Annotated in this window: 14 protein-coding genes; 7 read left to right on the top strand and 7 right to left on the bottom strand. The window is 35.6% G+C overall.

Going from position 1 to position 13,855, the window contains the following annotated elements; genetic code table 11:
• Positions 1-3: 3 nt before the first annotated feature.
• Positions 4-1,635: a bifunctional anthranilate synthase glutamate amidotransferase component TrpG/anthranilate phosphoribosyltransferase TrpD gene (gene trpD / locus A9G07_RS01570; RefSeq protein ID WP_065563373.1), complete on the bottom strand. Its 1,632-nt coding sequence runs from the start codon at positions 1,633-1,635 to the stop codon at positions 4-6.
• Positions 1,635-3,197, bottom strand: coding sequence for an anthranilate synthase component 1 (locus tag A9G07_RS01565; RefSeq protein WP_065733755.1), 1,563 nt, complete (start codon positions 3,195-3,197; stop codon positions 1,635-1,637). The genes trpD and A9G07_RS01565 overlap by 1 nt, the downstream gene beginning before the upstream one ends.
• Positions 3,198-3,763: 566 nt before the next feature.
• Here A9G07_RS01565 and A9G07_RS01560 point away from each other — a divergent pair.
• Both A9G07_RS01560 and A9G07_RS01555 read left to right on the top strand, forming a co-directional pair.
• Positions 3,764-4,672: an SPFH domain-containing protein gene (locus A9G07_RS01560; protein ID WP_065563371.1), complete on the top strand. Its 909-nt coding sequence runs from the start codon at positions 3,764-3,766 to the stop codon at positions 4,670-4,672.
• A 73-nt stretch (positions 4,673-4,745) separates the two neighbouring features.
• Positions 4,746-5,210 (top strand): NfeD family protein, encoded by a 465-nt coding sequence (locus tag A9G07_RS01555; RefSeq protein ID WP_065733754.1) that lies wholly within the window; start codon positions 4,746-4,748, stop codon positions 5,208-5,210.
• A gap of 165 nt (positions 5,211-5,375) precedes the next feature.
• Here A9G07_RS01555 and bglX read toward each other — a convergent pair whose 3' ends face one another.
• The 3 genes from bglX to dapD form a co-directional block, all read right to left on the bottom strand.
• Positions 5,376-7,637 carry a beta-glucosidase BglX gene (gene bglX, locus A9G07_RS01550; protein WP_218059975.1) on the bottom strand — a complete coding sequence of 754 codons (2,262 nt, stop codon included), beginning with the start codon at positions 7,635-7,637 and terminating at the stop codon, positions 5,376-5,378.
• A gap of 266 nt (positions 7,638-7,903) precedes the next feature.
• Complete coding sequence (locus A9G07_RS01545) at positions 7,904-8,395, bottom strand: YajQ family cyclic di-GMP-binding protein (RefSeq protein ID WP_065563368.1); 492 nt, start codon at positions 8,393-8,395, stop codon at positions 7,904-7,906.
• A 93-nt stretch (positions 8,396-8,488) separates the two neighbouring features.
• Positions 8,489-9,313 carry a 2,3,4,5-tetrahydropyridine-2,6-dicarboxylate N-succinyltransferase gene (gene dapD, locus A9G07_RS01540; protein WP_065563367.1) on the bottom strand — a complete coding sequence of 275 codons (825 nt, stop codon included), beginning with the start codon at positions 9,311-9,313 and terminating at the stop codon, positions 8,489-8,491.
• Between the two features lie 218 nt (positions 9,314-9,531).
• Between dapD and A9G07_RS01535 the strand changes: the two genes are divergently transcribed.
• Genes A9G07_RS01535 through A9G07_RS01520 form a run of 4 tightly spaced genes read left to right on the top strand, consistent with a single transcriptional unit; the run spans position 9,532 to position 11,320 of the window.
• Positions 9,532-10,008: a prepilin-type N-terminal cleavage/methylation domain-containing protein gene (locus A9G07_RS01535; protein ID WP_065733752.1), complete on the top strand. Its 477-nt coding sequence runs from the start codon at positions 9,532-9,534 to the stop codon at positions 10,006-10,008.
• Positions 10,002-10,565, top strand: coding sequence for a prepilin peptidase-dependent protein (locus tag A9G07_RS01530; RefSeq protein ID WP_065733751.1), 564 nt, complete (start codon positions 10,002-10,004; stop codon positions 10,563-10,565). The genes A9G07_RS01535 and A9G07_RS01530 overlap by 7 nt, the downstream gene beginning before the upstream one ends.
• A complete protein-coding gene (locus A9G07_RS01525; protein WP_065733750.1) occupies positions 10,549-10,989 on the top strand; it encodes a DUF2509 family protein in 441 nt (146 codons plus the stop codon). The genes A9G07_RS01530 and A9G07_RS01525 overlap by 17 nt, the downstream gene beginning before the upstream one ends.
• The gene (locus A9G07_RS01520) at positions 10,982-11,320 is read left to right on the top strand and encodes a type IV pilus modification PilV family protein (RefSeq protein ID WP_176713942.1); all 339 of its coding nucleotides are present in this window, start codon (positions 10,982-10,984) and stop codon (positions 11,318-11,320) included. Before A9G07_RS01525 ends, A9G07_RS01520 begins: the two co-directional genes overlap by 8 nt.
• On the opposite strand, the gene A9G07_RS01515 is transcribed toward A9G07_RS01520, so the two are convergent.
• Entirely contained in the window at positions 11,292-12,179 is an 888-nt protein-coding gene (locus A9G07_RS01515; RefSeq protein WP_176713941.1) for a LysR family transcriptional regulator, read from the bottom strand. The two genes, A9G07_RS01520 and A9G07_RS01515, sit on opposite strands and share 29 nt — an antisense overlap.
• A gap of 203 nt (positions 12,180-12,382) precedes the next feature.
• Between A9G07_RS01515 and A9G07_RS01510 the strand changes: the two genes are divergently transcribed.
• Entirely contained in the window at positions 12,383-13,084 is a 702-nt protein-coding gene (locus A9G07_RS01510; RefSeq protein WP_065733748.1) for an HAD family hydrolase, read from the top strand.
• On the opposite strand, the gene A9G07_RS01505 is transcribed toward A9G07_RS01510, so the two are convergent.
• Positions 13,081-13,818 carry an alpha/beta fold hydrolase gene (locus tag A9G07_RS01505; RefSeq protein WP_065733747.1) on the bottom strand — a complete coding sequence of 246 codons (738 nt, stop codon included), beginning with the start codon at positions 13,816-13,818 and terminating at the stop codon, positions 13,081-13,083. The two genes, A9G07_RS01510 and A9G07_RS01505, sit on opposite strands and share 4 nt — an antisense overlap.
• Positions 13,819-13,855 lie beyond the last annotated feature (37 nt).

Raw genomic sequence — 13,855 nt, 5'->3', positions numbered from 1 at the left:
TCATTATCTTGCTGCTAACTTTTGTAATAGCTCATAAGCTTTACCACTACGCATTAATTCTATTGCACGCTTAGCATTTTGTTTTAAGTCTGGTTCACCAAATAGGCTAATTAACATCGCCACATTTGCAGCAATAGCTGCTTCATGCGCTGGTTTACCATGTCCTTGTAAAATCGCTAACAATAAATCACGATTCATTTCTGGTGTTCCACCTTCAATATCTTTCAAAGTATATTGCTGTAGACCAAAATCTTCTGGTGTCAAAGTAAAATAGCGAATTTCACCATTTTTTACTTCGGCAACTTGAGTTTCGCCATGAATAGCGACTTCATCCATCCCTGAGCCATGTACCACATAAGCATGGGTATAGTTTAACATTTTTAATGTTTCTGCAATCGGTTTTATCAAGTCAGGATGATAAACACCAAGTAAAATACGTTTTGGTCGTGATGGATTAATCAACGGCCCAAGAACATTAAAAATTGTTCGTGTTTTAAGTTGCTGACGTACTGGTGCAGCATGGCGGAATCCTGAGTGATATTGCTGAGCAAACAAGAAACACACACCTAATTCATCAAGCGCTTTTCGAGATGCTTCCGCTGACATGTTTAGTTTAATACCTAAAGCGGATAAAACATCTGATGATCCTGATTTGCTCGACACACCACGGTTACCATGCTTAGCAACTTTATACCCTAATGCCGCAGTAACAAAAGCACTGGCTGTAGAGATATTGATGCTGTTAGTTCCATCTCCACCAGTCCCAACGATGTCGGTAAAATCATAATCAGGCACTTCAAATGGATCAGCATTTTCAAGTAAGGCCTGAGCTGCTCCGGCAATTTCATCAGGTTTTTCACCCCGAACTTTCATACTAATGATAGCGGTTGCTAGTACCGTTGGTTCTATTTTACCTTGAATAATTAAATTAAACAGTATTTTACTCTCTTCTTGAGACAATACTTGCCCTAAGTACAATTTATTTAAAATCGGTTGAATATTGTATTCTTGCTTATCAACAATGGCTTCTTGTTTTGCTTCTGGCTGTTTTTGTGGTGGATTCAGTGCCCATTCAATGGTTTGTTCTAATAATTTTACCCCTTGAATCGTTAAAATTGATTCAGGATGAAATTGAAAACCGCAAACCCGATCTTGGTCATTACGTACTGCCATAACGATGTTATTACACATGGCATTGACGGTTAATGTTTTCGGTATGTTTTCACCTTTTAATGAGTGATAGCGCGCAACCGGTAATGGATTGGGTAAGTCTTTAAACATCGCTTGCCCATCATGTTCAATTAATGAAGCTTTTCCATGTAAAATATCGCCCGCAGGGACAATCATACCACCATAAGATTCAACAATCGCTTGATGTCCAAGACAGATACCAATGATCGGTAATTTACCTTTTAAACGTTTAAGTAATTCAGGCATTGAACCTGCTTCACTCGGTGCTCCTGGTCCTGGTGATAACATTAGGATAGGATTTTGCATTTGTGATAATTTTTCGATGATCACATCAGCTGGAATTGTGTTGCGATAAATTGTCACGTTATGTTGATTGTGACGTAACTGATCGACTAAGTTATAAGTAAACGAATCAACGTTATCAAGAAATAAGATATTAGCCATTAGAATACACCTTCTACATTATGTGCTGCCATAATCGCGCGAACAACAGCACGTGCTTTGTTACGTGATTCATCCGATTCTGCTTGTGGTTCTGAATCTAAAACCACGCCACATCCAGCTTGTACGGTTGCAACACCATCTTCCACATAAGCACTGCGAATAACGATACAAGTATCAAGATCACCATTGGCAGTAAAATACCCAACTGCCCCACCATAACTACCCCGTTTTATTTTTTCCGATTCGGCAATTAACTGCATTGCCCTAACTTTTGGCGCTCCAGTTAATGTTCCCATGTTCATGGTAGCTTGATAAGCATGTAGTGCATCAAGATCTTGACGTAGTTGACCAACAATTCTTGAAACTAAATGCATAACGTAAGAATAACGATCAACTTTTAATAACTCTTTGGTATATCGCGTCCCTGGCTGACAAATTCGAGCTAAATCATTTCGTGCTAAATCGACCAACATTAAATGTTCAGCCAACTCTTTTTTATCGGTGCGCATTTCCAACTCTAATCGACTATCCAAATCGTAATCAATCTCGCCATTAGTGTTTAAACCACGTGGGCGAGTACCAGCAATTGGATAAATTTCAACTTGATTATTGGCTTTATTATATTTGAGTGCACTTTCAGGTGAGGCACCAAATAAAACAAAATCCTCGTCTTGCATATAAAACATATAAGGGCTTGGATTATTATTTTTTAAGACTTGATATGCAGATAATGGTTGAGGACAAGGTAATGAAAAACGTCTAGATGGAACAGCTTGGAAAATTTCACCTTGTTGAATCGCATCTTGCATTTTCTTAACAATGGTATTGAAATCATCATCACTCTTATTACAAACGACATCCATTTCAGCCAACGATTGCCTTTTAATTGTGCTCATTGGTTGATTGAGTTTATTTTGTAATTCATCTAATCGTTGATTTAAGCGTGTAACTTCATCAGGACAAGAAGTAAAGGCCGTTGCTTTTAATAATGAAACGCGATCTTTGTGATTAATTTCCAATAAAGTTTCAGCTAAATAAAAACGAAAATCTTGGCAACGTTGTTCAGTTGGTAATATTGGTAAATGTTCAAAATTTGTCACTAAATCATACGCAAATAATCCACCGACAAAAACGGCATCTGAACTCGCTTTTTCGGGAATATTAACGATATTTAATAATGTTCTTAATGCATCAAAAATCGATAATGACTTCAAGCGAGAATCTTCATCTTGCAAACCATCAATGGGTGGAAACTCTAACTTAAGATTATGTTCATCTATTTTTGTTTTAGTGACGTTATCAGGAAATGCTTGCTCTAACAAAGGTAATAATTTTTGCCCGTTGCTGGTTAAAGCTTGAAAAGTCACTTCGTTGTTTAGGGCCGAAATAGTTAAAGCGCTATCAATGATCATTACGCTTTTAATCCCCTGTTTATTATCAATTTCGGCAGATTCAAGCAACAATGTTGCCGGTTTATTATCACAAAGTTGATAAAATACCTGAGTCGGATCCTGATAATAACCAATGGTTTTGATTATTTGTGTTAATGTAGGCTTATTCATTGTTGACTCTCTTTATATAAAATTATTTTTTATCTTTTTTTTAAACTAAAAAACCCGCATTTAGCGGGTCTTGCGAAAAAAGGACATCATCACATCACCCGCAGAAAGTGATGCACCACCAACTCAAAACAGTAGTTTTTTCATAGTGAGTTAAAGGATTTTGATGATTTATCATTATTATATCTGCTTAAAAAAGATGTTGTACTATTAAACTAGTTCATTAGTGTGTTGTCAAGCGAATATTTTATATTCAATAAATAAAATTAGCCTTTATAAAAAATAGGTTTATTTAGACTCATTTTTTAAATTAATGACATTGATGATTGAACGATTTTAACCTATATGATTTCAGACCAGCGAATAAAGCAGTGCTCAATAACTTAATGATGAAATTAAAATCGAGGAGCTAGGTTGATCTTTTCAAGATAATTTTCTACGTTGCCGTATTTAACAAATGATCTATTAGGTTGTTTTGATTTCAAATGGTTAAAAACTAATAGTTTGTCAAATATTCTAATACCAATTAGAATAATCAATACATTAATAAAATTTAGAGATTTTGATATATGCCTATATTTTATATTCTTATTGCGATAATAGTTTTATTAGCTATCGTAACCGTTTTTAAAGCTATTACCATTGTTCCACAAGGATACCAATATACCATCGAGCGTTTTGGTAAATACACTCATACGCTTGAGCCTGGCTTAAACATCATTATCCCATTTATGGATGGTGTGGGTCGCAAAATTAATATGATGGAACAAGTTCTTGATATCCCATCTCAAGAAGTTATTTCTAAAGATAATGCGAATGTACAAATTGATGCGGTTTGCTTTATTCAAGTACAAGAAGCTGCAAGAGCTGCTTACCAAGTTAATCAACTTGAGCGTGCGGTTATTAATCTGATGATGACAAACATTCGTACCGTACTTGGTAGTATGGAACTTGATGAAATGTTATCACAACGTGATCACATCAACTCAAAACTTCTTAGCATTGTTGATGATGCAACTAGCCCTTGGGGAATTAAAATTACCCGTATCGAAATTCGTGACGTTCGCCCACCAGCAGAACTTATTGCAGCCATGAACGCGCAAATGAAAGCTGAACGTAACAAACGTGCTGAGATCCTTGAAGCAGAAGGTATCCGCCAAGCGGCTATTTTACGCTCTGAAGGTGAAAAACAGTCAGAAATATTAAAAGCAGAAGGTGAAAAACAAGCTGCATTTTTACAAGCAGAAGCGCGTGAACGTGCTGCCGAAGCCGAAGCAAAAGCTACACAAATGGTTTCAGAAGCGATTGCTGCTGGTAATATTAATGCGATCAACTACTTCGTTGCTCAAAAATATACTGAAGCTTTACAACAAATCGGTGCTTCAGATAACAGTAAAGTAGTGATGATGCCACTAGATGCTTCTAGCTTAATGGGTAGCATTGGCGGTATTGCAGAATTAATTAAAAACTCTAAATAATTTGCTTTAGTGAAACAATTCTTCCTAATCTAATTAGGAAGATATTATATTTCAATAAATTAGGTAACAATCAATGACTGATTTTTTAACGGTTATTTATGATTATCCTCACTGGGTATTTATTGCTTTAGGTGGTATTTTACTGATCCTTGAGCTATTGGGAACTTCCGGATATGGGCTTTGGAGTGGGATTGCAGCCATTGTTGTTGGTTTAATAGCTTGGGTTGTCCCTTTATCTTGGCCGATTCTATGGATTTTATTTGCTATTTTTACTTTGGTATCGGCTTATCTTTGGTGGGTGTGGTTAAAAAAACATGGTAAAGATAAATCTGGTAAAAGTGAAATCAATCAACCCCAACAAGAATTAATCGGAATCAAAACCATCGTTACCGAGGCTATAATTAATGGTTCGGGTCGGGTAAAAATAAAAGATGGCACATGGTCAGCAAAATGTAACCAAGATCTAGAAGTTGGACAACCTGTTGAAGTGGTTGCTGTTGATGGATTAGTTCTGAAAGTAAAAGTACTCAATAGATAATTGTAATAATAAATGGATTAAATACGAGTCATTGACTCGTATTTTTTTACCTTAAAAACGTAAACGATATCAGTAAATAATCTTATATATTAGTCTTAAAGGTTGAAAGATTGAAAGATTGAATAAAAGAACTAAACCGTCGATTAAAACCGACGGTTTTTGTGTTTATTTATCAAGTAAAGTGAATGTTTGCTTTTGTTTGGTTGTCGAATCTGAGCCTACAAACACATTAAATTTACCTGGTTCTGCTACATATTGCATTTTGTCATTCCAGAATTTTAACATGTCATATTTGATAACAAATTTTACTTGGCCTTTTTCGTGAGGTTTAAGTGCTATTTTCTCAAATCCAACTAACTCTTTGACAGGACGGCTAACTGAAGCAGTCACATCTTGCAAGTATAATTGGACAACTTGCGTCCCCTCTCTATCACCAGTATTTTCTACATTGGCTATCACTTCGATTTCACCATTTGGTGACATTTCAGTTTTTGATAGTGAAAAATCAATCGTAAAATTGGTATAACTCAAACCATAACCAAATGGAAATAACGGTTCGTTTGGACTATCAAAATAAGAAGTGGTGTATTTACCCATATTGACCGTACCATGAGGTCGACCAGTATTTAATTGACCATAATAAACAGGAATTTGACCAACATTATCTGGGAAAGACATCGGTAATTTACCTGATGGGTTATAATCACCAAAGAGAACATCAGCTACAGCATTACCACCTTCAGTACCTAAAAACCAAGTTTCAAGCATCGCATCGGCTTGTTCATATTCTTCTTTCACGGTAAGTGGGCGCCCATTCATCAATGCAATAATTAGTGGTTTACCTGTTGCTTTTAATGCTGTAATTAAACGTTTTTGGCTTGCTTGCAAATTGAGGTCAGTTCGACTTGATGATTCATGCGCCATCCCTTCGGCTTCGCCAACAAATAAAACAACAGCATCTGATCTTTTAGCTTGAGCAACCGCTTCGGCAATCATTTTATCAGCAGGTCTTTTATCAAATTTAGTGATCTCTTCATATAAATTTAAGAATTTATAAAGATTTGGATCATCCGAAATATTGGCACCCCATGCATAACTCACTAATTTTGGATTAACAACAGCATTCTTAATCCCTTCCAAAGGGGTTACGGCTAAATTAGCTCGCCCAGCACCGGACCAACTACCTAGAATATCGCGTTTTGAATCCGCTAACGGTCCAATCACCGCAATTTTTTTATTTTTGCTCAATGGTAAAACATTGTTTTCATTTTTTAACAATACAATACTACGACGGGCAACATCCCTTGCTTCTGCACGATGTAAACGATCGTTGGCGAACATGGTTTCAATATCAAAATTAGGATCTAAATTTCGATGAGGATTTTTAAATAATCCCATGTCATATTTCAGTTCTAATACATGACGACACGCTTGGTTAATCTGCTCTTGAGAGATTGCACCTTCATTAACTAGTTCTGGTATAAACTGTAAAAAATACTCATCATTCATACTGATATCAATACCAGCTAGGATCGCAATTCTAACTGCATCTTTAGCGTCTTTTGCCACACCGTGATTAATTAATTCACGAATAGCACCATGATCACTAACCACTACACCATCAAAATGCCATTGATCACGCAGCACCTCGGTTAATAACCAATGATTAGAGGTAGCAGGAATACCGTTTACACTAACAAGTGCAACCATAACCGCTCGGCTACCTGCATCTACAGCCGCTTTATATGGTACAAGATATTCTTGGAACATTTTTCGTTCACTCATATCCGTACTATTATATTCACGACCAGCTTCAACCGCACCATATAGCGCAAAATGCTTAACGGTTGTCACTAATGATTTTTTATCCTCAAGAGACTGTTTTTGCATTTTTTCGACAAAAATACGTCCTGCTTCCGACGCTAAATAAGGATCTTCACCAAATCCTTCTGACACTCGGCCCCACCTTGGATCTCGCGTAATATCAACCATTGGCGCCCAAGTTACATTAAGCCCATCAGAAGTTGCTTCATCAGATGATACTTCAGCAACTTTACCTATCGCATCACGATCCCAAGTTGCAGCAATCCCTAAATTAATAGGAAATACCGTACGATGACCGTGAATAATGTCAAAACCAAAATACACAGGGATTTTATTCGGCGATTTTAATGCTCTTTCTTGCATTCGAGATAGATCAGGCTCAACTACAGTATTAAAAATACCACCAATTTCACCCGCTTCAATTTGGTCAAGGACTTTGTCTAGTGTAAGATCACCACCCACACTGATTAATCGCAGTTGCCCTACTTTCTCTTTAATCGTCATCTTTGACATCAAGTCATCAATAAACGCTTTCTTTTCTTCACTATTGGGATTTTGAGCAAATAAAGGGGATGAAAAAATAAAAAAAACGAAAAATAACACGAATTTTTTCATAATAATAAGTATTTTTAAATTTAAGAGGATAGACAAGCGGATAGCATAACGTATTTAACTAAAAAAATCTCGTTATTTAGAAATAACATCCCAAAAAATAAAGATAAAAGCATTTATTCTTAAAAATATAAGCTTCAAAAAGTGCGTTCCTCAACTTTTTTTAAGATTTATTAAGAAAATAGATAAAAAAATATTGCCGAAAAATGCTTTAAAAAGGAGTCATCAAGTCGGCAATAATCATGAATGAAGATCTATTAATCGCGGAAATTAGTAAATTGGAAAGGTTGCCCTAATTCACCATTTTTGACTAATGCCATGGTTGCTTGTAAATCATCACGAGACTTACCTGTAACACGAACCTGCTCACCTTGTACTTGAGCTTGCACTTTAAGTTTACTGTCTTTAATCAGCTTAACTATTTTTTTAGCTAACTCTTTATCGATACCTTGTTTTAGTTTGACAGTAATACTATAAAATTTTCCGCTATGTTCCAGCTCTTCAGGTATTTCTAGCGCTCCGCCATCAATACCACGTTTAGCCAACTTATCACGTAAAATATCCAATAGCTGTTGAACTTGGAAATCGGATTGGCTAGTTGCTTTGATGGTTTCATTTTTTTCATTGAGCTCAAAAGATGCTTCGACATTTTTGAAGTCCCAACGAGTAGTCAGTTCACGAGTCGCATTGTCGACACCGTTTTTAACTTCTGGCATTTGAATTTCTGACACAATATCAAAAGAAGGCATAAATTTTCCTCTTCTAATCGTTATAAGTATTACTTATTTTAAACAACTCTTTTAATTGCCGCCACAATATTTACGGCGGCATTATTATTAAGATTAATCGATAGTACGAAGTAATTCGTTAATACCAACTTTACCTAAAGTTTTAGCATCAACTTTTTTCACAATAACTGCACAATAAAGGCTATATTTGCCATCTTTAGTTGGTAAGTTACCTGATACCACAACCGAACCTGCTGGAACACGTCCGTAATGAACTTCACCAGTTGCTCGATCATAAATTTTAGTACTTTGACCAATAAATACGCCCATTGAGATCACACTGCCTTCTTCAACAATCACACCTTCAACGATTTCACTACGAGCACCAATGAAACAGTTATCTTCGATAATAGTTGGGTTAGCTTGTAATGGTTCTAACACACCACCAATACCAACACCACCAGATAAGTGAACATTTTTACCAATTTGTGCACATGAACCAACAGTTACCCAAGTATCAACCATCGTGCCTTCATCAACATAAGCACCGATATTTACGTAAGAAGGCATTAATACGGTATTACGAGCAACATAAGCACCTTTACGAGCAATTGCTGATGGAACTACACGGAAGCCTTCTTGTTGGAAGCGAGCTTCATCATAATCAGCAAATTTTAATGGCACTTTGTCATAATAATTTGTTGCGCCACCATCAATAAGTTGATTTTCATTAATACGGAAAGAGAGCAATACCGCTTTTTTTAACCATTGATGAGTCACCCAATCGCCATTAATCTTTTCCGCGACACGCATTTTACCGCTGTCTAATAGAGCGATACATTGATTAATTGCATCACGTGTTACAGTATCAACATTTGAAGGTGTAATTTCAGCACGACGTTCAAATGCTGCCTCAATAATAGTTTGTAATTGTTGCATTTCTCGTTTCCTTTAACTTTAAGTCCGTTAGCAAATTTAATTGGGCAAACAGTATAATATAATATGCAGTTATTTTTAAGTGGTTTATCGTATCATTGAGATTTCTCAAAAAGGATAAATTATTTGGAATACCCTTCACAAAATCTGAACAATATTTAATACAGTTGTTTTCTTTGAATATAAAGTTGAATCCTCATTAAATCTTGTAACAAAAAATAATGCAAAACGATGGATTTTCTTTAGTAGAACTTTTATTTGTTATCTGTATTGGTGCTATTTTGGCTTCAATAGGCGTGCAACATTGGAAGGAATTACAGCTCCGTAACGAACTTACTACTACCACAAAACAGCTAGCCTATTTTCTGGAGGAAGTCCAAGCCAAAGCTTATTACGCAAACGAAAATGTCCACATCTATTATTTTTTGACGCCTTGGTGCTTAAGCATCAGCAAAGGCGAAAAACCAGCGACTTGCCAAGAAGGCTCTAGCTATTTTATTAAACCCAACAATTCTGTTGAATTAAATGATTTAGCCGATAAAAAAACCATCTCTTTTTGGGGGCGAAAAAATATGGCTCAAACCGGTACATTCGAATTGCATAATGCCATTGGCACCACACAAATTATTATTTCATATCGAGGGCGGATTCGGTTTTGTAAGAAAAATAGTTATTTACCAGGGCTGCCGCGATGTTAAAGCAAGATGGATTTTCGTTATTCGAAATGATGTTAAGCATCACCTTTTCTAGCTTAATTTTCATTGGCATCACAGCTTTTTATAGTAAATTACAATCGATTATACTTCAGCAAAATCTTAATACCCATCTACAAAGGAATATTCATCAAGGTATTGTTATTATTTCCAAAGATTTGAAACGTGCTGGATTTATCGCCAATAAACCAGAAAAGATGAGTCAGCAACCAATTGAAATCAACCCAGCAAAAAATTGCTATATCTTCCGTTACGATAGCGAGATCCGCAGTGATTGGGTTCATAATACGGCTATTCCAACCAAATCAGATATCTTTGCGTATCGGCTTTATAATAATAATTTGGAATATAAGGTTGGAACAATCAATTGCGAAGGTGTCAATTGGGAGAAAATTTTCGATCCTCACGACATTAAAATCACTCAATTTTCAATCAAAAAACAAAATAATCATTTTGAGATAGATATTAGTGCTCAATTGAAGAAAAACAAAAAAATTAAATATCAAACAACAACCATTATTAAAAATGAAAATCCCTTTTAATCGTTCAGTAACTCAATATGATGGCTTTAGCACGCTTTTGATGGTGATCATATTAACCATTGTTGGACTTCTTTTGCTAACGGGGTTTCAAATTACCATTGATTCGATAAAAAGGAGCTATTTGATTGAAACCCAATATTATCGTCAGTTTAATCAAGCTAGTTCCAGTTTAAATTGGGCAACCAAACAAATTTGGCAACCGCCAACTGAAGATTGGCAATGCTTATCTGATACTCAATATCAATTAAAAGCATGTATAAAAAAATCACGATTAAAAGTGGATAACTACACCCTAGTACGTGGACAGGCTAATGATGATTATTTCCTTTATATGTTAACGCATTTTGAAGATAACCAACTTATTGTTGAAAAAGGTCATTGGTTAGATTATTGCCCTGAAAAGAAGATGATTGATTGTGAATAGTAAAAATATAAGTAATAAAAAAACAGCTGGCTTTAGTTTAATTGAAGTTATGTTGTCATGTTTAATGTTTGCCATCATCATGCTGGGTTTTATTCGTTATTTAACCTCAATTATTAATCAACACCACTATTTTCATCAACATTTCAAAGCACAGCAAATGGCGTTTGCTTTACTTGATAGTTACCCTCATACGGTAGATAAAATCATACCAAAAGAGTGGCAATATCAAGTTTACAGCCAACCTTATAGTGCACCTTGTAAAATGGTTTTTATTGATATTACCCCACCGAATCATAAGACGATTAAACAACAACGTTTGTTATGTGATTAATGTTCATTTCTAAAAATGAATCACGCTGTTTATTTTCAATTTTTTCATTCCATGCAACCGCAATATCCCATCCTGTTTGAGCTAATTCAAGCGTAACAAGTTTTACACCTTTAGGTAAAAAATGACAAACACTAGCAGGCACAAAAGCAATGCCATTTTGGGCAGCAATTAAAGCCAAAAGAGAGGGAAGATCATTCGTCGCCCCACCCTGTTTTGGTATAGCGTTTATAACCTCAAGTAATAATTTTGTTTGCTCGGTCAAACAAGGCGCCAAGCAGGGATTTATATGTAATAAGGGATGCGTTTCTAGTACATCTTTAAGATTGTTCCTACTGACTTTTAGATTATTTGGAACTGCTAGCACGATATACTCTTTAAATAACATAATTGAACTCAATGACTCTGGCACAGGCATACGGACAAAACCAATATCTAATTCCCCCTGCATTAGCAGAGTAATTTGCTCGTTTGAGGGAAGTTGTTTTGCTGAAACATGGCATTGCGGATTTCTTTCAGAAAAAGTTCGAATCCATTTAGGAACATGTTGAAAACAAGATATGCCAAAACCGATTGAAAGAACTCCATTCATGTTTTTTTTAATATTATTAGCAAAGAGTAAAAATTTCTTATTCTGTTGTAATAGCTTTTTAACTTCAGGATATAGCGCCTTCCCAACTTCAGTTAACTTTGCGCCATTCCGACCACGAATAAACAGTCTTCGATCAATTGCTCGTTCAAATGCTTGAATTTGTTTAGTTAACGCGGGTTGTGTTATAAATAATTGCTCAGAAGCGACACGGTAATTCCCTACCTCAACAAGTGCGACGAAAGCTCGTAGCAACTTCATTTCAATGTCCATATCCATTCCTAATTGTTATCAAATCAGTCATTTTTTTCATTATACATAATTACTTTTACTATTTATATTAATTTCAATAAGTACAATTAGTTATGAATAAAATTAAGATATTTATTGTTAAATGGACGCTCTTCTATAAGTCCAAAGATTCAATGTAAATAGTTAAATTCTCGGCTAAGGTTAACGTACGGGGTAAAAAACTTATGAGTAAGGCAATAAAAAAAATTTCTGCGGTTTTATTTGATATGGATGGGGTTCTAATTGATTCAAATACCGTTATTGAAAAAGCATGGATTGAGGCTGGCAAGTTATATGGAATAACCGTCAAGGATGACGATATTATTAAACATATTCATGGCCAACCCGGGCCACATACGATTAAAGCACTGTTTGGGCATCTATCAACTGAAGCGCAAAAAAGTGTTCAAGACTATATCATGCACGCTGAAAATACTGCTGATTATGATCCAATACCAGGTGTTGCACAATTAATACATGCCTTAGCGAAAGCCAAAATTAGGGTGGGGATTGTAACCAGTGGTTGGCGCGAAAAAATAGATCGAATAATGGCAATGTTGAATATTCAGGAATGTATTTCTGTGATAGTGGAACGAAACGATGTGGCTCGTGGAAAACCCTACCCCGATCCTTATCTTCTTGGCGCTAAACGCCTTATGCTACCACCCGCTGAAACGTTAGTATTTGAAGACTCAATAAGTGGCGTGACTTCAGCAGTTGAAGCTGGCGCCTATTGTGTTGGAATAGGCGATGCTGAGCTTATCAAACACGGAGCACAAACTGCGATCCCAGACTTTTCAAAAGTTAACGTGATAAATGATAGCATTATTGTGTTGGATGACGACCATAAGCTCATTTTAAACAATGCACCAACCACAATCGATTAGATGAAGCTTTTTGTATGTAAAAGTTGTAAAACTTGCTGAGTTTTTTCTGCATGAACATTATGACCAGCACCTTCTACTATTTCAATTTGAGCATTTGGAAATTGGCTAAATATTGCTGGATAATCCTTATCAGTAATATAGTTTGAATTTCCACCTCGGATGAATAATGTCGGTACGTTACAAGGTGAAATTGTGTGCCAATCGCATATATTGTCATATTGATTAATAATGACTTGAGCATTAAACAACCAATGCTGATGTTTAAAAGATTTAAGTAAAAATGAAATTGTCGGGGCACTTAAATCATGCATAAGCTCAATAATCTGTTTTTTATCAGTTAATTGTTGATTAATACATTTTTCTAAAGCGTTAAGAACAGGTGCATTTGCCGTTTGAGTATATTTAACTGGCGCAATATCAATGACACAGATTTTAGAAACAGGAATAAGTTGGCTTAGTTGCATGGCAACTTTTCCTCCCATTGAATGGCCGATTAATATCATATTTTGTAACTGCAAATCATGACATAACTCAGCAACATCTTCAGCCATCACTTCATAATTCATGACATTTGACCATGGAGATTGACCATGATTGCGCAAATCAACCTGAATAGTTTGGTAATGACTAGACAGATCTTTAGCTAACATATTTAAATTATCTAGGCTTCCAAATAAACCATGCATCAATAAAATTGGTTGATTATCACCCTGTATTTTATAGTTTAATTTCATTATGCCACTCTACAATTTATTGTAATTAAGACTGTTT

Origin of the sequence: Gilliamella sp. wkB72 (genome assembly GCF_001693745.1) — a bacterium.
GTDB classification, from domain to species: Bacteria; Pseudomonadota; Gammaproteobacteria; order Enterobacterales; family Orbaceae; genus Gilliamella; species Gilliamella apicola_E.
This window is presented reverse-complemented; position numbering and strand designations above follow the sequence as displayed.